Origin of the sequence: Novosphingobium humi, assembly GCF_028607105.1 — a bacterium.
GTDB classification, from domain to species: domain Bacteria; phylum Pseudomonadota; class Alphaproteobacteria; order Sphingomonadales; family Sphingomonadaceae; genus Novosphingobium; species Novosphingobium humi.
The window spans coordinates 928,266-947,697 of the sequence record NZ_CP117418.1; the positions used below are offsets into that span (position 1 = coordinate 928,266).

The following is a 19,432-nucleotide window of genomic DNA, read 5'->3' on the forward strand; positions in this document are numbered from 1 at the left end:
GCCTGAGGATGACCCATGTTCTGAGAGCCGCCGACGAGAGCGATCTGTCGGCGATCTATGAAATGGCCAAAAGCACCGGCGGAGGGTTTACCAATCTGCCCGCCGACCGGCCCAAACTGGCCAACAAGCTGGAGATTGCCGCCGCTTCCTTTGCCCGGATGGCTGATACGCTGGCCGATGACCGCTATATGTTCGTGCTGGAAGACACCCAGACCGGCAAGGTGCGCGGCACATGTCAGATCTTCTCCTGCATCGGCGCGGACCGGCCCCATTACAGCTATCGCATCGACGCCTTCACCCATTACAGCAGCGAATTCGGCCGCGCCATGCGCTGCGAAATGCTGACCATGGTGACCGACCACAATGGCAGCAGCGAGGTGGGCGGCCTGTTCCTGCACCCCACGGAAAGGTCAGCGGGGGCCGGGTCGCTGCTGGCGCGCAGCCGCTATCTGTTCATGGCCATGCACCGCCCGCGCTTTGCCGACCGCACGCTGGCCGAATTGCGCGGGGTGATCGATGGTTTCGGCATATCGCCCTTTTGGGACGGGGTGACGGGCCGCTTCTTCGGCATGACCTTTCGCGAGGCGGATGAGTTCAAGGCGCTGCACGGCGCGCAATTCATCGCCGATCTGATGCCCAAGCACCCGATCTATACCGCGATGATGCCCGAAAGCGCGATTGCGGTGATGGGCGTTGCCCACCCATCGGGCCGCGCGGCCCAGCGGATGCTGGGAAAGGAAGGCTTTGCCTATCGCAACTATATCGACGTGTTCGACGGCGGCCCCACGATGATCTGCGCCACCGACGATATCGCCACGATCCGCTATGCTCGTCAGGACACGCTGATCGCCATTGCCGACAATGACGGCGCGCAAAGTCTGGTGGCGCGCGGCAGGCTGGGCGGTTTTCGCGCCGCCTATGGGCGGGTGGCGATGACCGACGGCGGCATCATCCTCGACCCTGCCAGCGCGCAGGCCATCCGGGCCTCACCGGGCGAGAGGATTACGCATATTCCCCATTGATCAAGGAGGATGCCGGCGATGCTGGAGGTGAATTTCGACGGGCTGGTCGGCCCCAGCCACAATTATGCGGGGCTATCGCTGGGCAATATCGCCTCGGCCACCCATGCGGGCGCTGCCTCCAGCCCGCGCGAGGCCGCGCTGCAGGGCCTTGCCAAAATGCGGCGGATGATGGCGCTGGGTTTTGTGCAGGGGCTGCTGCTGCCCCATGACCGGCCCGATGCGGGCTGGCTGCGCCAACTGGGCTTTGCGGGCGATGACATGGCCGTCTGCCGTGCGGCTTGGGAGGCCCAGCCTGCTCTCCTGCGCAACGCCTTTTCCGCCTCGCCCATGTGGACCGCCAATGCCGCCACGGTCTCGCCCGGCCCCGATACCGCCGATGGGCTGACGCATATTTCCATCGCCAACCTGTCCTCCATGCCCCATCGCAGCATCGAGGCGGCGCAGACCGGGCGGCAATTGCGCCTGCTGTTTGCGGGCCTGTCCGATGTGGCTTTGCATGATCCCCTGCCCGCCTGTTTCGGCGACGAGGGCGCGGCCAATCATATGCGGCTGTGCCCCCGCCATGACGAGGCCGGGGTGGAAATCTTCGTCCATGGTGCCGGGCCGGTCAAAGGCTTTCCCGCGCGCCAGCACGCCGCCGCCTCGCAGGCGCTGGTCCGGCGCCACAGGCTGGACCCGGACAGGGCCGTTCTGGCCCGCCAGAGCGACGCGGCCATCGCGGCGGGGGCCTTTCACAATGATGTGGTCGCGGTGGCCAATGAAACTGTCCTGCTGACCCACGAACAGGCCTTTGCCGAGCGGGAGGCGCTCTATGCCCAGATCCGCGCACGCCTTCCCGAAGCCGAGATTATAGAAGTGCCCGCCGATCGGGTGTCGCTGGATGATGCGATCCGCTCCTATCTGTTCAACTCGCAACTGGTGACCATGCATGACGGGGGCATGATGCTGCTCCTGCCCGAGGAGGCGCGCGAGGTGGCCCACGTGGCGGGCTGGCTGGAGGAAATGCTGGAGGCCAATGGGCCGATCCGGCGGGCGGAATTCATGCCTCTGCGCGAATCCATGCGCAATGGCGGCGGCCCGGCCTGTCTGCGCCTGCGCATCGTGCTGACGCAGGCGCAACTGGCCGCGCTGGATCAGCGTTTTCTGCTCGACCCGGCCAAATGCGATGCGCTGGCCGCGCTTATCGCCCATCACTGGCCCGAGCGCATCGCACCCGAGGACATCGGCCACCCCGACCTGTGGCGCCAATGCCAAAGCGCCCGCGCGGCCCTGCTCGACCTGCTCGGCTTTGCCCCGGAGGAACTGTGATGATCGCCCCCCGTCCCGATCGGCCCTTCATCCGCATGGCCCGGATGGAGGATCTTGACGCCCTGTTCGCGCTGGCGGGCCTGTCGGGCGGGGGCATGACCAATCTGCCGCAGGATCGCGATGCCCTGCGCGAACGCCTGTCGTGGAGCGAACGCTCGCTGGCCGCGCCCATCACCGCGCCGGAAGATGAATTCTACATGCTGGTGCTGGAGGATGGCGCGGGCCGCGTCATCGGCACGGCCAGCATCTTTTCGCGCGTGGGGGCGCATTGGCCGTTCTACAGCTACAAGGTGGCCCGCGTCACCCATGTCTCGCGCGGACTGGACCGGATGTTTTCGACCCATGTCCTCCATCTGGTCAATGATTTCGACGGGGCGAGCGAGGTGGCGGGCCTGCTGCTGCATCCCGATGCCCGCGCGCATGGACTGGGCGCGATGCTGGCGCGCAGCCGCTTCCTTTTCATCGCCCAGCACCGCGAGCGTTTCGGCGATCAGGTGGTGGCCGAATTGCGCGGCTGGATGGACGGGCGCACCAGCCCCTTCTGGGATGCTGTGGCGGGGCCGTTCTTCGGCGGCGACATGCTGGAGGCGGACCTGTTCAATGCCATGCATGGCAATCAGTTCATCGCCGATCTGATGCCGCGCTATCCGATCTATACCTCGATGCTGCCCGCCTCCGCGCGCGAGGCGATCGGACGCCCGCATGAAGGCTCCGCCCCCGCCTATCGCCTGCTGCTGGCCGAGGATTTCCTCGACGACGGCTATTGCGACATTTTCGATGCCGGCCCCACCGTCCATGCCCGCACCGACCATATACGCACCATCCGCGAATGCGAAGTGATCGACCCGAACATACCCCTGCGCGCTACAAAGGAGCCTCACCGCCTGATCGCGGCGGGCCTTTTGCGCGATTTCCGCGTGTGGAAGGAGGAGTGAAATGACCTTGCAATCGTTCGATCCGGCCAGCGGAGAGATTGTCTGGGAAGGGGCGGTCGATGGCCCTGCGCAGTGCCATGCCGCGCTGGAGCGCGCCCGCGCCGCCGCGCCGCACTGGGCGCGCATCCCGCTCGAGGAGCGTCTGGCCGCCGCCCGCCGCTTTGCCGCCTTGCTCAAAGAAGGACTGGAGCCTTTCGCCCGCCTCATCTCGCGCGAGACGGGCAAACAATTGTGGGAGAGCCGGGGCGAGGTCAATGCCATGATCGGCAAGGTCGAAATCTCCATCGCCGCGCAGGCCGAAAGGGCCGGAATGCGCGAACAGGCGATGCCCTTTGGCCGGTCCGTCCTGCGCCATCGCCCGCATGGGGTGATGGCGGTGCTGGGGCCGTATAATTTCCCCGGTCATCTGCCCAATGGCCATATCGTGCCCGCGCTGATCGCGGGCAATGTGGTGGTGTTCAAACCATCGGAAGAAACCCCGGCGGTGGGCGCGCATATGGCGGCGCTCTGGGCAGAGGCGGGCCTGCCCGATGGCGTGTTCCAGATCGTCCAGGGGCGGCGCGAGACAGGCGCGGCGCTGATTGCGGGCGATATTGACGGGCTGCTCTTTACAGGTTCGGCGCAGGCAGGCCGCGCCTTCCGTCATGCCTTTGCCGACCGGCCCCATGTCATTCTGGCGCTCGAACTGGGCGGCAACAATCCGCTGGTGGCATGGGACGGCGATCCTGAAGCCGCCGCCTCGCTGGTCAGCCATTCGGCCTTTATCACCACCGGTCAGCGCTGCTCCTGCGCCCGCCGCCTGATCCTGCCGATGGGAGCAGAAGGCGACCGGATGCTCGACGCCGTGCTGGCGCAGGCCGCGATGCTGCCCGTGGGCGCGTGGGACGAGGGCGAGGGCTTTATGGGCCCTCTGATTTCCGCGCAGGCGGCGGACCGGGCGCGGGGGGCGGTTGAGGCTTTGGCCGCAGCAGGCGCTCGCATCTTGCTGCCCCCGGCCTCGCCACGCGGGGATAATCGCGCCTTCATGGGCGCTGCCGTGCTCGACGTGACCGGGATCGCGGCGCCTGATGAGGAGATATTTGCGCCCGTTTTGCAGGTCATCCGGGTGAAGGATTTCGATGCCGCGATGGCCGCGGCCAATGACACCGCCTTTGGCCTCTCGGCGGGGCTGATTGCGCAGGACCCGGCGCTGTGGGACCGATTCAGCGCCGAAATCCGCGCAGGCGTGGTCAATTGGAACCGGCCGACCACCGGGGCGGCCTCGGCCATGCCCTTTGGTGGATTGGGCGAATCGGGCAACCACCGCCCCAGCGCCGCCTATGCCGCCGACTATTGCGCCTATCCCGCCGCCAGTTTCGAGGCCCCGCGCATCGAGGGCCTTCCCATTCCGGGCATGACGCCATGACGCCGACCGAACGGGCCGTTGTTGAACAGGCCATGGCCGCGCCCATGCTCAATCAGGTCCTGCGCTGGGCCGCGATCAACAGCGGCAGCGGCAATCTGGCCGGGCTGGCCAGCATGGCGGGCGAGTTGGCCGATGCCTGCGCCCCCTTGCCCGGACAGATCGCGTTGCTCGATCCCGCGCCGGTGACGCGGATCGATGCGCAGGGGAACGAACGCGAGGTGGCCCATGGCCGCAACCTGCTGCTGACCGTGCGCCCGCAGGCTCCGGTGCAGATCCTGCTGACCGGGCATATGGACACGGTGTTCGATACGGATCATCCGTTTCAGACCTGCCAATGGCTCTCGCCTGACGTGCTCAATGGGCCGGGCGTGGCGGATATGAAGGGCGGCCTTGCGGTAATGATCGCCGCCCTGCGCGCCTTTGAAACCTCACCAGAACGCGAGAAACTGGGCTATCAGGTGGTGTTCAACAGCGATGAGGAGGTCGGCTCGCCCGGATCGGCGGCGCTGCTGGCGCGGGCGGCGGCGGGCAAGCTGGCGGCCTTGACCTATGAACCCTCGGCCCTGCCCGACGGCACTTTGGCCGGGGCGCGGCCGGGCAGCGGTAACTTTTCGTTGGTGGTAACCGGGCGCAGCGCCCATGCCGGACGCAATCCGCAGGATGGGCGCAATGCGGTGGTCGCAGCGGCCGATCTGGCGCTGCGGCTGACGGGGCTGGCGCGGCCGGGCCTGTCGGTCAATTGCGCGCGCATCGAGGGAGGCGGGCCGAACAATGTCGTGCCCGATCATGCCGTGCTGCGCGTCAACATCCGCCCGCGCAGGCCGCAGGATCAGGATCAGGCCTGCGGGGCAATGGACCGCATCATGGCGCAGGTGGCCTCCGCGCATGATCTGCACATCCACCGCCACGGCGGCTTTGCCCGGCCTCCCAAGCCGATCACCACGCAGGGCCAAAGGCTGCTCGAACTGGTGCGCGATTGCGGGCGGATGCTGGGGCAGGAGATTGGCTGGCAGGACAGCGGCGGGGTTTGCGATGGCAACAATATCGCCGCCTGCGGGGTGCCGGTGGTCGATACGATGGGCGTGCGCGGGGGTGCGATCCATTCGGCGCAGGAATATCTGATCACCGAAAGTCTGGGTGAACGCGCTGCTCTGAGCGCTCTGCTGCTCTGCCGCCTTGCGCGCGAGGGCGTCTAGGGCCGATCCGCCATCGCGGCATAAAGCGCGAAAGGATCGAGCACCGCCCGCCCCAGCGCCGCCTCGAATTCGGCCTGCGCGCCCTGTTCGCCATAGGCATCATGGTGCTGCGCGCCCAGATTGGATTGGAAAATGCCCGCCGCGCTGACCGGCAGAAAATCCTCATAGGTCAAAGGCTCCAGCGTGACCGAGCCATCGGGCGCCGTCACGCGGCGGGTGTAGATCAGATCCTGATCGACCAACGCCTCCATGTCGTCGGGAAAATTCGCAAAGGCCCGCGCCAGCCTTTGCTCATAAGGCATGTCGGCCGGTCCGCCCTGCGCCTGTGCCAGCAGGCGGTCATAGAGCGCCCGCCCCTTGGGGGTGAGCGCTGCGCCGCGTTGCTCGATTTCGCCAAAGCGCGCGGTATGGCGGCCGGGCGTACCTTCCTCCCCGGCAAAGCGCACGCTTTCGCTCAGCGCCTTGAAGCTGGTCTGGCGCAGCAGGATGGGGATGGCACGCGGCGGCGGGCCTTCGATCACCTCCTTGGCCTCGATCCCGCGCGCCAGCATCGCCGCCTGCGCCGCGTCAATATCCAGCGTGCGCGGGGTCAGATGGTTGATATGCGGCCCGCGAAAAGCCACCACATCGGCCACCAGCCGATGGCTGGCCAGCAGGCGATCATAAGTGGCGCGATCCACCAGCGTATCCTCATGCCAGCGGAAGGTTTCGAGTAGGCCCGCGACAAAGGCATCGGCCTGCGCCTCGTCCAGCGCGCCCTGCGCCTCATGCCGCGCGATCAGCGCCAGTGTTTCGGGGCGGAAGATCTGCCGCGCCGCCAGCAAGGCCGCTGCCTCCTCCCGCAGCGCGGGGTCGGCAATCAGTTCAAGGCGCAGCAGCGAGCAGAACACACGGAACGGATTGCGCGCCAGCGCCTCCTCGGCAACCGGACGGAAAGCGGTCGAATGCACCGGCACCCCGGCGGGGGCCAGATCGTAATAGCCCACCGGCTCCATGCCCATGACGGCAAAGGCCCGGCCCATCATCGCCAGTTCGGCGGCGGTGCCGACGCGGATCGCGCCATGCCTTTCGATTTCCACCCGCGCTGGCGCCGCCTCGCCTGCCTGCGCATTGACCTGCGCCACAATGGCCAGAAGATCGCCATAGAGCGGAACCTCGGCGCGATACATGGCGGAAAGCGCCGCGCAGAAGCGGTCGCGAATAGCGCTGGCATCGACAAAGCCGGTGGTCATTTGGGCTCCTCTCCCGTTGTCCCGCCTCTATATCAGGCTTGCACAGGCTTGGCACCCACCCCGATTTCGGCCAGCAGCCATTCGCGGAACCGGCGGATTTTGGGCGTTCGGCGGCGATGTTCGGGATAGACGATCCAATAAGCCGCGCCCAGACTGGACACCTGCGGGAAGAGTTGCACCAATCGGCGGTCCGACATGTCCTGATGCCAGAAAAACGGGGTCAGCATGGCCACGCCCTGTCCGGCCATCGCGGCATGGCCCTCATTCGCCTGCGAATCCATGCGGACGCCCTGCAAAGCGACCTCGCCCGGTTGCATCAGCCCGGCCTGCCGGAGCCAGCAGGTCCATGAGGGATCATGCGGACTGATCAGCGGCAGGCGCAGCAGATCCTCAGGCCGGATATGCCCGCCCTGACCGGCCAGAAAACCGGGGCTGCACATGGGCGTAAAATCGTGCTCGATCAGACGGTGCGCGGCAAGATCGGGCCATGACCCATGCCCCAGCCGCACCGCCACATCCACCCCGTCGCCCGACAGATCGGCCAGCCCTTCCTGCATCAGCAGGCGGACAGCCATATCGGGATAGCGCATCTGAAACCGCCCGATCCGCCATGCCAGCCATGCATTGGCAAAGGTGGGCGTGGTCGAAATAGTCAGCGTGCTGTCGTCATCGACGCGCATTTCGGCAAAACCGGCCTCGATCATGTCCAGCCCCTTGCCGATCCGCGAGGCCACGCGCCGCGCCCCATCGGTCAGGATCACGCGCTGTCGCTCTCGCCGGAACAGTTGCTGGCCCAGATAGGTTTCGATCAGGCGGATCTGATGGCTGACGGCGGCCTGCGTCATGCCCAGTTCGCGCGCGGCGGCGGTGAAATTTTCATGCCGCGCGGCCGCTTCGAACACGCGGACCGCGGCCAGAGGGGGGATCTTGCGCATCGGCGCATCATAAGCACAGCTAATGACGTCTGTCGATCATTTGGTTGGCCCGATGGCGCGGAGAATGGCACATCGGCACCAGATTTTCCAAGGACACACGCCCATGCAACCTGCATCCCTCCCCTGCCAGGACCGGAGAAATTCCTTCTCCTTGCTCCCTTTGCAGAGCCTGTGGCTGGCTATGCTGCGGGTGTCGGCGGTCCATGTCCGCATCGCCTTTGCCGCCCCGTGGGAACGCCCGCGCCCATAGACCAGGCTTATAGACTGCGCCGCAGCAGCGCGGGCACCGCGACGCCCAGCGCCAACGCCCGATAGGCATAGCTGGCCAGAAGCGCGAGCCAGATCCCCGCATCGCCCAGCGGCTTCAGCGCAAAATCGGTGAGCAGATAAAGGCCAAGCGCCACCACCGCGGCATTGCGCAAAGTTGCCCCGGCAATCGCGCCGATGAAAATGCCGTCCAGCAGCCAACTGGCCACCCCCACCAGAGGAACCGCCGCGCAATAGGGCAGCATCGCATGGGCCAGCGCCCGGATCGCCGCATCATGGGTGAGAAAGGCGATGGCATCGCCGCCAAGCGCCAGAATGGCCAGCGAAAACAACAGCCCACCCGCCAGAGAAAACTCGCCCGTCAGGCGAATCGCGCGCAGCAGCGTGGCGCGCGAACGCGCCCCGATGGCCGCTCCCACCCGCGCCTCGGCGGTAAAGGCGAAACCATCGAGGACGAAGGCGCTGATGCTGACCATCTGCATCAGCACATGATTGGCCGCCAGCGGCACCGGCCCCAGCGCGGCGGCGGATCGGGTGAACCATGTGAAGATCGCCAGCAGGGCCAGCGTGCGCACCATAATATCGGCATTGACCACGATCAGCCGCCGCAAGGCCGTCATATCGAACAGCCGCGCCCGTCCGATGGCCCGCAATTGCCCGCGCCAGTTCGGCCCCAGCACCAGCGCGATGGCCAGAATGCCGCCCACCAAGGCGCTCCATTCGGCCAGTGTCGTGCCCAGCCCCACGCCCCGCGCGCCCATGCCCAGCGCGCCGACAAAGAGCAGATCGAGGCCGATGTTCACCCCGTTCATCACCGCCTGCACGCCCAGCGCCAGTCGCGTCCGGCCAAGGCCCAGCAGCCAGCCATTGATCGCATAGAAGCCCAGAGCCGCCGGCGCGCCCCAAAACCGCATGGTCAGAAAATCGCGCGCAGCCCCCTCCACGCCCGCAGGCGCCGCCATCAGATGAAGACCGACCGGCACGATCACCGGCGAGAGCGCCAGCAGCATGGCCCCCAGCCCCAGCCCAAGCGCCAGAGAGCGCAGGATGGTCGCGCAAACCTCCCCATCCTCGCGCGCACCCTTGGCCTGCGCCGTGATGCCGGTGACGCCCATGCGCAGAAAGCCGAAGCTCCAGAACACCAGATTGAGGATCGTCGTGCCCAGCGCCACCCCGCCCAGATTGCGCCCGTCGCTGAGCCGACCGATCACCGCGACATCGACCACGCTGACCAGCGGCACCAACGCCTGCCCCAGAATGATCGGCCAGGCCTGCGCGAAAATCGCGCCTCTGGTGATGGGCCTCTCGTCAGCCAACGGGAAGCGCCGTGGTATATTTCGTCATCGAGAGCGCGAAATGCGAGGATGCCGCCCCCACGGCCGGATGTTCGAGCAAGGTATGCATCAGAAAAGTCTCGTAATCGGCCACATCGGCCACGACAATGCGCAGCAGATAATCCCACTCGCCCGACATGGAGAAACATTCGACCACCTCGGGCCGGGCGCGCACGAATTCCTCAAAGGGTCTGCGCCCTTCCTGCGCATGATGGCGCACGCGAATGTTGCAGAACACATTGACCCCGCGCCCGATCTTGTGCGGATCGACCAGCCGTACCGTCGCGGTCAGGATGCCCGCCGCCTCCAGCGCCTTGATCCGGCGCCAGCATGAGGCCGCCGAGGTGCCGACGCGCTCGCCCAGTTCGGCATGGCTGAGCGCGCCATCCTGTTGCAGCGCGTTGACGATTCGCAGATCGGTGGGATCGAGGCGATATTCCTGTTTCACGAATAACCCCTCCATAGGATTTCTGTTTCAGGATTTTGCAAAAATGCCGGGATTTTGAAACGCAATCAAGGCGGTTTCGTGAGATAGTCTGACCATGACGCACTATACCACCGTCAGACCCCCGCAGGCCGCCCCGGACTGGACCATTCCGCAGGATTGGGAAAGCTACAGCGCGGACGAACATGCCATGTGGGACCATCTGTTCGAGCGCCAGACGCGGCTGCTGCCGGGGCGGGTGGCGCCGGCCTTTCTCGAAGGGCTGGACATTCTGCGTCTGTCGAAACCGGGCATTCCCGATTTTGCCGAACTCAACGCCCGGTTGATGGATGCAACCGGATGGCAGGTGGTGGCGGTGCCGGGGTTGGTGCCCGATGCGGCGTTTTTCGACCATCTGGCCAACCGGCGTTTCGTGGCCGGGCGCTTTATCCGCACGCCCGAACAGATCGACTATCTGGAAGAGCCCGATATTTTCCACGATGTCTTTGGCCATGTCCCCCTGCTCGCCAACCCCGTCTTTGCCGATTACATGGAGGCCTATGGCCGGGGCGGGCAAAGGGCCGGAGAACTCGGCGCGATTGAGAGGTTGGCGCGGCTCTATTGGTACACGGTGGAATTCGGGCTGCTGCGCGGGGCAAACGGGCTGCAAATCTATGGCGCGGGCATCGTTTCCTCCTTCAGCGAGTCGGTCTTTGCCCTTGATGATCCCTCCCCCAACCGGATTGCGTTCGATCTGCGACGCGTGATGCGCACGCTTTACCGCATCGATGATTTCCAGCAGACCTATTTCGTGATCGACAGTTTCGAGGACCTGTTGCGCCAGACCGTCGAGAATGATTTCGCCCCGCTCTATCGCGCCTTGCTGGGGGCACAGGATATTGGCGCGGCCGAAATTGTGGACAGCGACCGGCTCGACCATCGCGGCACGCAGGCCTATGCCCATGCCAAAGCCCTTTCAGCCGGAAAGCACAGCGCATGATGATGACCGAACAAGCCATTCTTGACGCCCTGATAGACCTGCCGGGGTGGAGCTATGACGCGGCGCGCAAGGCGATCCACCGCCGCATCATCCTCAAGGATTTCCCGCAGGCTCTGGCGCTGATGGTGCGGATCGGGGTTGAGGCGGAAAAGCGCGACCACCACCCCGAATGGACCAATGTCTATAACCGGCTCGACATCTGGCTGACCACGCATGATGCGGGCGGGGTTTCCCGCCGCGATATGGATCTGGCCGGGTGGATCAATGGCGTGATCTGAACGGCAAGGCGTGCGCCTGGCGCAGGGGGCATCCGGACGCACGCCATATCGCCGTCACTCGCCGTGAGGCTGGAACAGGTCCTTGTAAAAGCCCTCGGTTTTCACCGTGATCTTGACCGGAACCTCGCCCTTGTTGCGGAAATACCAGCCATGGCGGCCCTCAAAGGGGGCGGTGAAATCGCCCTGCCCGCCGGTGCTGACCAGTTCCTTCCAGTAATCGGTGAACTGCCCTTCGGCGGCATGTTCGACCTCACCATGCATTTCGGCCTTGACCGGGCCGCCGGTTGCGGTCCAGCGAAAGACGAAACTGTCGCCTTTGGCCATATGGGCCTTGATCTCCTGCCCGCTGTGCGGGGGCAAGGTGATGGTCATTTCATCCTGTCGCCAAGGGGTGGCTCGCTCGATGGCCTGGCGGGTGGGCGTGACCGATACCGCCGCATCGGCGGGCGCAGCGGCAGGCTTTTCCGGCCCGCCGGCCACCATGCCCTTCAGCCCCAGCGCCGCCCCGGCGCCTGTCGGATCGATGTTGTATTCAGCGGGCAGCACGAACAGCGTGAGAATGGCCGCAGCCGCGATGCCCGCGCCCAGCGTGGCCTTGGCAAGGCCCGATGGCGAAGGGCGGATGGCGGCAGGTTCGATCATCGTCGTCATCATCAGGCCCCTTTTGAGAAATAGCCGGTCAACTGGTAACCGATCAGAACAAAGCCTGCCGTCATCAACGCGGCATTGGCGAGAATGGCGCTGCGCCGGAAACTGTCGCTCAAACGCCAGAGGTTCATCAGCAGCAGGATGACGGTCAGCGCCATGAACTGGCCCATTTCCACGCCGATGTTGAAACTGACCAGATTGGCGAACATGCCGTCGCGCGCCAGAGTCAGCTCCTGCAGCTTTGTGGCCAGACCAAAGCCGTGAAAGAAGCCGAAGATCAGCACCGCCGCCTTGGGATTGGGCGCAAAGCCGAACCATGTGCGGAAACCATCGAGATTGTCGATCGCCTTATACACCACCGACAAGCCGATGATCGCATCGATCAGGAAAGGATTGGCCCGAATATCCAGCATCACGCCCAGCAGCAGCGTCGTGCTGTGCCCTACGGCAAACAGCGTGACATAGGCCGCCACATCCTTCAGCCGATAGAGAAAGAAGATCACCCCGGCCAGAAACAGCAGATGGTCATAGCCGGTCACCATATGTTTGGCGCCCAGATACATATAGGGAATGATGTTGACGCCCGAGGCCCCTTCGATAAACGCCTTGTCATTCTCGTTGACGCCATGCGCCATCAAAGGCGATGACAGGGCGGACAGCAACATTGCAACAATTGGCCCGGCGAGCAGCGGCGTGACCCGTCTCACCGGTGAGGAATGGATCACGCTTTTCATGGTGCCCCGCCTTTAGTTCGCCTGAAAACTGGCGAAAATCTTGGCGCCGCTCTTGTCGACCAGCGCGACGACCAACCTGGCCCCCTTCGCGGCCTTGAAACCGCTCGCGCTCAACCTGTTGGCGCCTGCGGGAACCAGCTTGACCTCGGTTTTGGCGGTGCCCGCCGTCTGGGTCAGCTTGGCGGTGTAATTGGCCGCCGCCACCGGCTCATCCTCCTCGGTCAGGTAAACATCGACCCCCTTGGGCGTGGAGACCAGTTCGACCAAGGTTTCGCCCGACATCTGCACCTGCCCGCCATGCTGGGGCTTCATGCTGCCATGGGCGCCGGCAACTCCGGGGATGGCGGCAAGAGCAAGAGCGGCCGCAACGATTCTGTTCGTCATGATGAAAACTCCTGACTGAATGGGATTATTCCGGCGCGTGGGGCAGGACGAAGGAAAGCGAGGAGCGATATTCGCTGTGATCGGCCTTCTTGGGATCATCGGCCGGGCCGACATAGATCGCCATGATTACATTGATACCCTGATTGCGCAGTTTGATCGTGGCCGTGCCGTCAGGGCCGGTTTTCACACCCACCTCATCGGGATCGTTGACGTAATCGGACATGATGATCGCGCCCGCGACCGGCTTGCCCTTGTACATGGCGCGCACGGTGAAGGGCTCGCCCATCTTCTGCGGGATCGCCACGGTCGCGGGCACCAGTTGCAGCGTATGCCCCTCGATCAGCGGCACCGGCTTGGTCGGCATCTGCGTCAGATGGACCGCATATTTCCAATTATGCTCGGCCAAAGTGGCATTGGGCACTTCATCGCGGCCCTTGTTGTGCCATTCGCCATCGGGCGTCTTGGTCCACAGGCCATAGTCCATCGCTGCGGCCACGATGGCAACGGGTTCATCGTTGTCGACCACAGGCACAATCCCCGCCGTGCGCAGCGAGACCTTGACCGGCAGACCCTGCGCATCAAACCCCTTGACCGCATTGATCAGCGGCAGACGCTTGACTGCATCCAGATCGTCGGCCCCCACGCCATAGACCAGCGCCAGTTGCCGCGCGCGTTGCGCAAACCAGATGCCATGCGCATCGGCCACCGGGGCCAGCGCGGTCAATCCCACCATCAGGCCGACCCCGAACAGGAGCCTGCGACCCGGCATTTTGCAAGAGGTAATCATTGTCACGAACTCCCCGTTTTGCGGCAGGGGCCTCATTTTGCCCGTTGCAATGGACAGCTTATGGGCAGTTTTTCGGGCCGTCTGCCGAATTCGGGCGCGCCACGGAATGCGGTCACAAAATTGCCATGCGGCGCGGCATATATAGCTGATCCCCGACCGGCCCGAATCCCTTGCGCAAAATGCCCGGGCAGTCAGGTTTGGAGGCCGTTCCGTCCCACGCTTTTTTGCAGCCCCTTTTCCGCACGCCTTTTTTCGCGCAGCAACAGCCCTCCGAACAGCGCAGGGACGAATGACGGGCATGCAGGTTTTTCTGCCCTGAGACATTTCGGCAAATTGCCCCGCGGAAGGTCCGGGCCTATGCACGCGCCACCATGGAAGCAATGCGCATCCTGATTCGCGACAAGCGCTGGCTGGCGATCACTCTGATCGTGCTGGCTCTGGCCCTGCGCGCCATGGTTCCGCAAGGCTATATGCCGGTGGCCCATGGGCGGGTGCTGACGGTGGAGATCTGCGCCGATGCCACCGGCATTCCTCATCAGCGCCAGATCATCGTGCCCGGACGACCCGCCGCGCCCGCCGATGATCGCACGGATCATCCGGCCTGCGCCTTTGCCGGCCATGCCATGCCGATGCTGGGCGGGGCCGATCCGGTACTGCTGGCGGCGGCTCTGGTATTTATCCTGCTGGTGGGGGTCGCGCCGGTTGCCTCCGCCCCGCGCGCCCGTCCGCAAAGGCTGCGCCCTCCCCTGCGCGCGCCGCCGATCCATCCCTGATTCATAACACATACCGGCCCGGGGCGTTGATCCTGCGGGCTGCGCTTCTCATGCGGCTGCCGCGCAAGCAGCGGGCAGGCCGCGCCAATTGAACAGGGATATTCATGAAGACCACTCCTCTGGTGCTGGCGTTGATCGCCGGTGCCTCCTCGCCCGCCTTTGCCCAGCACAGCGCCCCGATGCAGCCCAACGTGCTGCCCCCCGTCGATGTGGAAACCGAGGGCGCCGGCAATGCGCCCGAAACCACCACCATGACCATCACCGGCCAGACCCTGCGCCATCTGGCCCCAGGCAGCAGCGATGTCGGGGCGATCCTGACCCGCCTGCCCGGCCTTGCGGGCAATACGGGCGGCGGCTTCTCAACCATGCCCGCGATCCGGGGTCTGAGCGAACAGCGCCTGATCGTGCTGGTTGACGGACACCCCATCGACAGCGCCTGCCCCAATGACATGAACCCGCCGCTCAGCTATACCGCCCCCCAGACGGCGGGCGCGATCGATGTCATCACCGGCGTCTCTCCGGTCAGCGCGGGCGGGGATGCGATCGGTGGGGTGATCTCCGTCAAGAGCGCCGCGCCGCGGTTTTCAACCGATGGCCGCCTGCTGATCACCGGCGAAGGGCAGGCCTATTACCGCAGCAATGACGGCGGCTTCGGCTCTGGCCTGACGCTGACCGTGGCGGGCAGGCAGATTTCGGCCACCTACAGCGGCAGCTATGCCAAGGCGCAGAACTATCACGCCGGGGGCGATCTGGGCGTCGTCCATGCCACCCAATATGCCAAGACCGACCACAAGCTGGCGCTGGCCTATCAGGGGGCCATCGGGCTGATCGAGCTGGCGGGCGGCTTTCATCATTCGGCCTATGAAGGTTTTCCCAACCAGTTCATGGACATGACCGGAAACAACTCATGGTTCCTCAACGGCCATTATCTGGGCAGCTTTGACTGGGGCACGGTGGACGTGAAGGCGGATTATCGCGCCACCGATCATGCGATGAATTTCCTGACCGACAAGGGCGGCACAGGTAATGGCGGCATGCCGATGAACACGCGGGTGCGTTCGGGCGGCTATACGCTGGCGGTGGATCTACCCTTGGCGCCGGGCACGACGCTGCGCATGGGCAGCGAATATCGCCACCAGCGCCTCAACGATTGGTGGCCCCCGGTGGCGGGCAGCATGATGATGGGGCCCGACACTTATCTCAACGTCAACAACGGGCGGCGCGAACGCATCGCCGCCTATGTCGAGGCGCAAAAACGCTGGGGCGAGGCCTTTTCCCTGACCGCCGGGGGACGCTATGCCCGGGTCAATATGAACACCGGAACGGTCGCTCCCTATTCCACGGGCATGATGAGCATGGCCGATGCCATGGCCGCAGCCGCCTTCAACGCGGCCGATCATCAACGCCACTTCAACAACTGGAGCGCCTCGCTGATCGCGCATTACACGCCGCGACAGGGGCTCGCACTCGACCTTGGCTATGCCCACAAGACCCGCGCGCCCAATATATACGAGCTCTACACATGGGGTCAGGGGGCGATGTCGAGCCAGATGATCGGCTGGTATGGCGATGGCAACGGCTATTTCGGCAATCTGGCGCTCAAGCCCGAACGCGCCGACACGGTCAGCGGGTCGGTCACTTTCTCTGGCGGCGGCAAGGAGGGCTGGTTCATCAAGGCTGCGCCCTATTACACCCATGTGAACGATTATATCGACGCGCGCCGGATCAAGGTGCTCACCAACATGATGGGCATGCCCGGCCCCTTTGCGCAATTGCAATTCGCCAATACAGAGGCCGAGTTCTACGGGATCGACCTGTCGGGCGCGGCCACACTGTGGAAGGGCGGCCGCTATGGCCAGACCCGCCTGTCGGGCACACTGTCATGGGTGCATGGCCAGAACCTGAGCACCCAAACGCCGCTCTATCACCAGATGCCGCTCAACATTCTGGCCAGTGTCGAACACCGGATCGGCGGCCTGAGCGCGGCCGTCGAGGTCAATTGGGTGGACAGCAAGACCCGGATCGACCCCGCCCGCAACGAGCCGGTGACGCGGGCCTATGCGCTGGTCCATCTGCGCGGCGCCTATGAATGGCGGCAATGGCGGCTGAGCGTGGATGTCGAGAACCTGCTCGACAGGGCTTATGACCTGCCGCTGGGCGGGATGGCGCTGGGCGATTACCGCGCGAGCGGCGGTATGGTGCTGCGGCCCGTGGCGGGGCGCGGGCGGTCGGTCAATGTCGGCCTCTCGCGGCGGTTCTGACGCATGGTGATGGGGGCGCCCTGTCGCTACGGTGCCGCGGGGCGCCCCTTGCGGCGCGAAAGGCTGGCCGGGGCGGGCGCTGCCGCGCTGGTCCATGGCCTGGCGCTGGGGGCCGCGTTGGCCTTCAGCGGCAACCCCAGCCAGCCCCGGCAGCGGGATCGGGCCGCCATCACCGCCATTACCTTCTCCGCGCCCGCGCCCCGGCCATCGGGGCGCGGGTCCGCAGCAAGGCCCGCTGCTGCCATACACCAGTCGCAGAACCCGAGGCCGACTGGGGTTTCGACGGGGATCTCCATCGCTGCTCCTCCAGCGCTGTCGCCCACCGTCGCAGCCATTGTCGCGCCTGTTCCTCCCGCACCGCCCCCGCCGGTGGCCAGCCACGCCGCCCCGCCGGTCAAAGCGGATCTCTCCGCGCAAAGGAGCGCCTATCTGCATCGGATCTGGTTGCGAATCATGGCCTGCCGACCGGGGGGGCTGGGGCTGGCAGGAACGGTCAGGCTGGCCTTTGGACTGGATGACAGGGGCGCTCTGGCCCGCGCGCGGGTGGTCGGCTCCAGCGGCGTGGTGCTGCTCGACCGCGCCGCCTTGCAGGCCTTGCGCCGCGCCGTGCCCTTTCCCGCCCCGCCAGAGGAAATGCGGACCGACATGGAGGATTTTGAAGTGGAGATCAGGTTTGGCTGATGCGCTTATGGGCTTGACCTTGCGCCATCGGATCACAACCATGGCACGATGAAATGGCTTCCTTCCCATACGTTGCTGCGCACCGCCGTGACCTTGCGCCAATGGCTGCGGGGCAGCGAGTTGGCCTTCATCCTGCTGGCCGTGGCCGTGGGGGCCATGGCGGGGCTGACCACGGCGGCGCAGAGCTGGCTGGCACATGGGATGCAGGGGCTGCTCTATGGCGTCGCGGCCAACCGGTTGAGCGCGCTGGGTTCCATTCATCACCCGTGGAAGCTGCTGGCGCTGCCGGTGGGCGGGCTTTTGCTGGTGGGTTTGGGGCGGATTTTGGCGCGCCGCGCCAGCCCCACCAATAACAGGCCACCCATCGACGTGGTCGAGGCCAATGCCCTGCATGGCGGGCGCATTCCCGCGCTCGACAATCTGATCATCGGGGTTCAGACGATCCTGTCCAACGGCTGCGGGGCCTCGGTGGGGCTGGAGGCGACCTATGCCCAGATGGGCGGCGGCATTGCCTCGCTGCTGGGCCAATGGTTGCGGCTGCGGCGGGCCGATCTGCGCAATCTGGTGGGCGCGGGGGCCGGGGCGGCGGTCGGGGCGGCCTTTGGCGCGCCGTTGACGGGCGCCTTCTATGCCTTTGAAATCGTGATCGGAGCCTATAGCACGGGGGCCGTTGCCCCGGTGATTGCCGCTGCGTTGGCGGCCGCGCTGGTGCTGCGCGGGATGCACAGCGAACCCTATCTCATCGCCACGACCGTTTCGCGCGCGATCACCATCGTCGATTATGGCGCCTATGCCCTGCTGGGGGCCTTGTGCGCGATGATGGGGATCGGCGTGATGCGTCTGGTCACGATGGCCGAGCGGGGGTTTCAGGCATGGCCCGTGCTGGCGCGTTGGCGGCCGGTCGTGGGCGGAGCGCTGCTGGCCGGACTGGCGCTGCTTTCGCCCCAGACGCTTTCATCGGGCCATGGCGCGCTGCATCTCGATCTGCTGCTTGCGCCGCCCGTCTCGCTGCTGCTGTTCGTGATGGGGCTGAAAATCGCCGCCTCGGTCATTTCGCTGGCCAGCGGGTTTCGCGGAGGGCTGTTCTTTGCCTCGCTTTTCCTCGGCTCGCTGCTGGGTCAGGTGTTTGGGCAGGTGTTCAATCTCAACCCATGGGGGCTGGTGCTCTCGCCCATTGATGCCGCGCTGGTAGGCATGGCGGGGTTGAGCGTGTCGATCGTGGGCGGGCCGATGACGCTGGCGCTGCTGATGCTGGAAACCACGCATGACTTTGCGCTGATGGGCGTGGTACTGACCTCCGCGCTGGTTTCGGCCAGCATCACGCGCGAGGTTTTCGGCTATTCCTTTTCGACATGGCGGCTGCATGTGCGCGGCACCGACATACGCAGCCCGCGCGACATCGGCTGGATGCTGACGCTGAACGCCGGGCGGATGATGCGGCGCGACTGGACCAGTGTGCGCGCCGACATGCCGGTCGCGCAGTTTCGCGACACGGTGCCGCTGGGCGCCACCAGCAAGGCGATCGTCACCGATGCCGACGGCCATTATTGCGGCATCGTGGCCACCGCGGCCGCCCATGCGCCCCATGTCGATCCGCTGGCGCCGGTCGGCTCGCTGGCGATGCTGGCCGATACCACGGTGACGCCCGCGACCGGAATCAAGAACGTTCTGGCCAGTTTCGACAGCGCGATGGCCGACGAACTGGCCGTGGTCGATGCGCAAGGGCAGGTTGTCGGCGTGGTCAGCGAGCGCCACGCGCGGCGGCGCTATCTGGAGGAAATCGAGGCGGCCCAGAGGCAGATGTTCGGCGAAACCTCACGCTGATCCG

19 protein-coding genes are annotated in these 19,432 nt (G+C 65.4%); 11 read left to right on the forward strand and 8 right to left on the reverse strand.

Going from position 1 to position 19,432, the window contains the following annotated elements; all coding sequences use genetic code 11:
- The first annotated feature begins 8 nt into the window (after positions 1 to 8).
- The 5 genes from PQ457_RS20045 to PQ457_RS20065 are packed head-to-tail and all read left to right on the forward strand — an operon-like array spanning position 9 to position 5,866.
- A complete protein-coding gene (locus tag PQ457_RS20045) occupies positions 9 to 1,022 on the forward strand; it encodes an arginine N-succinyltransferase (protein WP_273619570.1) in 1,014 nt (337 codons plus the stop codon).
- A gap of 18 nt (positions 1,023 to 1,040) precedes the next feature.
- Positions 1,041 to 2,330: an N-succinylarginine dihydrolase gene (locus tag PQ457_RS20050; protein WP_273620411.1), complete on the forward strand. Its 1,290-nt coding sequence runs from the start codon at positions 1,041 to 1,043 to the stop codon at positions 2,328 to 2,330.
- Entirely contained in the window at positions 2,330 to 3,265 is a 936-nt protein-coding gene (locus PQ457_RS20055) for an arginine N-succinyltransferase (RefSeq protein ID WP_273619571.1), read from the forward strand. The genes PQ457_RS20050 and PQ457_RS20055 overlap by 1 nt, the downstream gene beginning before the upstream one ends.
- Position 3,266: 1 nt before the next feature.
- Complete coding sequence (gene astD, locus PQ457_RS20060; protein ID WP_273619572.1) at positions 3,267 to 4,670, forward strand: succinylglutamate-semialdehyde dehydrogenase; 1,404 nt, start codon at positions 3,267 to 3,269, stop codon at positions 4,668 to 4,670.
- Positions 4,667 to 5,866: a hydrolase gene (locus PQ457_RS20065; RefSeq protein ID WP_273619573.1), complete on the forward strand. Its 1,200-nt coding sequence runs from the start codon at positions 4,667 to 4,669 to the stop codon at positions 5,864 to 5,866. The genes astD and PQ457_RS20065 overlap by 4 nt, the downstream gene beginning before the upstream one ends.
- Here PQ457_RS20065 and PQ457_RS20070 read toward each other — a convergent pair.
- The 4 genes from PQ457_RS20070 to PQ457_RS20085 all read right to left on the reverse strand — a co-directional run bounded on the left by PQ457_RS20070 (position 5,863) and on the right by PQ457_RS20085 (position 10,097).
- Entirely contained in the window at positions 5,863 to 7,098 is a 1,236-nt protein-coding gene (locus PQ457_RS20070) for a VOC family protein (protein WP_273619574.1), read from the reverse strand. The genes PQ457_RS20065 and PQ457_RS20070 overlap by 4 nt on opposite strands.
- Before the next feature lie 32 nt (positions 7,099 to 7,130).
- Positions 7,131 to 8,033: a LysR substrate-binding domain-containing protein gene (locus PQ457_RS20075; protein WP_273619575.1), complete on the reverse strand. Its 903-nt coding sequence runs from the start codon at positions 8,031 to 8,033 to the stop codon at positions 7,131 to 7,133.
- A gap of 257 nt (positions 8,034 to 8,290) precedes the next feature.
- Complete coding sequence (locus PQ457_RS20080) at positions 8,291 to 9,616, reverse strand: MATE family efflux transporter (RefSeq protein WP_273619576.1); 1,326 nt, start codon at positions 9,614 to 9,616, stop codon at positions 8,291 to 8,293.
- Complete coding sequence (locus tag PQ457_RS20085) at positions 9,609 to 10,097, reverse strand: Lrp/AsnC family transcriptional regulator (RefSeq protein ID WP_273619577.1); 489 nt, start codon at positions 10,095 to 10,097, stop codon at positions 9,609 to 9,611. The genes PQ457_RS20080 and PQ457_RS20085 overlap by 8 nt, the downstream gene beginning before the upstream one ends.
- Positions 10,098 to 10,176: 79 nt before the next feature.
- On the opposite strand from PQ457_RS20085, the gene phhA reads away from it, so the two are divergent.
- Together phhA and PQ457_RS20095 are read left to right on the forward strand one after the other, a co-directional pair.
- On the forward strand, positions 10,177 to 11,058 hold the full coding sequence (gene phhA / locus PQ457_RS20090) for a phenylalanine 4-monooxygenase (protein WP_273619578.1): 882 nt from the start codon (positions 10,177 to 10,179) through the stop codon (positions 11,056 to 11,058).
- The gene (locus PQ457_RS20095) at positions 11,055 to 11,336 is read left to right on the forward strand and encodes a 4a-hydroxytetrahydrobiopterin dehydratase (protein WP_420540998.1); all 282 of its coding nucleotides are present in this window, start codon (positions 11,055 to 11,057) and stop codon (positions 11,334 to 11,336) included. The genes phhA and PQ457_RS20095 overlap by 4 nt, the downstream gene beginning before the upstream one ends.
- Positions 11,337 to 11,390: 54 nt before the next feature.
- Here the strand turns inward: PQ457_RS20095 and PQ457_RS20100 are convergent, their stop codons facing one another.
- Genes PQ457_RS20100 through PQ457_RS20115 form a run of 4 tightly spaced genes read right to left on the reverse strand, consistent with a single transcriptional unit; the run spans position 11,391 to position 13,835 of the window.
- A complete protein-coding gene (locus tag PQ457_RS20100) occupies positions 11,391 to 11,990 on the reverse strand; it encodes a hypothetical protein (RefSeq protein WP_273619579.1) in 600 nt (199 codons plus the stop codon).
- Positions 11,990 to 12,718, reverse strand: coding sequence for a HupE/UreJ family protein (locus PQ457_RS20105; RefSeq protein ID WP_420540999.1), 729 nt, complete (start codon positions 12,716 to 12,718; stop codon positions 11,990 to 11,992). Before PQ457_RS20105 ends, PQ457_RS20100 begins: the two co-directional genes overlap by 1 nt.
- Before the next feature lie 12 nt (positions 12,719 to 12,730).
- The gene (locus PQ457_RS20110; RefSeq protein ID WP_273619580.1) at positions 12,731 to 13,102 is read right to left on the reverse strand and encodes a hypothetical protein; all 372 of its coding nucleotides are present in this window, start codon (positions 13,100 to 13,102) and stop codon (positions 12,731 to 12,733) included.
- Between the two features lie 25 nt (positions 13,103 to 13,127).
- On the reverse strand, positions 13,128 to 13,835 hold the full coding sequence (locus tag PQ457_RS20115) for a DUF4198 domain-containing protein (protein WP_273619581.1): 708 nt from the start codon (positions 13,833 to 13,835) through the stop codon (positions 13,128 to 13,130).
- Positions 13,836 to 14,260: 425 nt separating this feature from the next.
- On the opposite strand from PQ457_RS20115, the gene PQ457_RS20120 reads away from it, so the two are divergent.
- From PQ457_RS20120 to PQ457_RS20135, 4 genes are all read left to right on the forward strand, one after another.
- The gene (locus PQ457_RS20120; protein ID WP_273619582.1) at positions 14,261 to 14,662 is read left to right on the forward strand and encodes a hypothetical protein; all 402 of its coding nucleotides are present in this window, start codon (positions 14,261 to 14,263) and stop codon (positions 14,660 to 14,662) included.
- Between the two features lie 104 nt (positions 14,663 to 14,766).
- Entirely contained in the window at positions 14,767 to 16,923 is a 2,157-nt protein-coding gene (locus tag PQ457_RS20125) for a TonB-dependent receptor (RefSeq protein WP_273619583.1), read from the forward strand.
- 9 nt (positions 16,924 to 16,932) lie between these two features.
- Positions 16,933 to 17,604: an energy transducer TonB family protein gene (locus PQ457_RS20130; RefSeq protein WP_273619584.1), complete on the forward strand. Its 672-nt coding sequence runs from the start codon at positions 16,933 to 16,935 to the stop codon at positions 17,602 to 17,604.
- Positions 17,605 to 17,652: 48 nt separating this feature from the next.
- Positions 17,653 to 19,428, forward strand: a complete 1,776-nt coding sequence (locus PQ457_RS20135) for a chloride channel protein (RefSeq protein ID WP_273619585.1) — start codon at positions 17,653 to 17,655, stop codon at positions 19,426 to 19,428.
- The last annotated feature ends 4 nt before the right edge of the window (positions 19,429 to 19,432 follow it).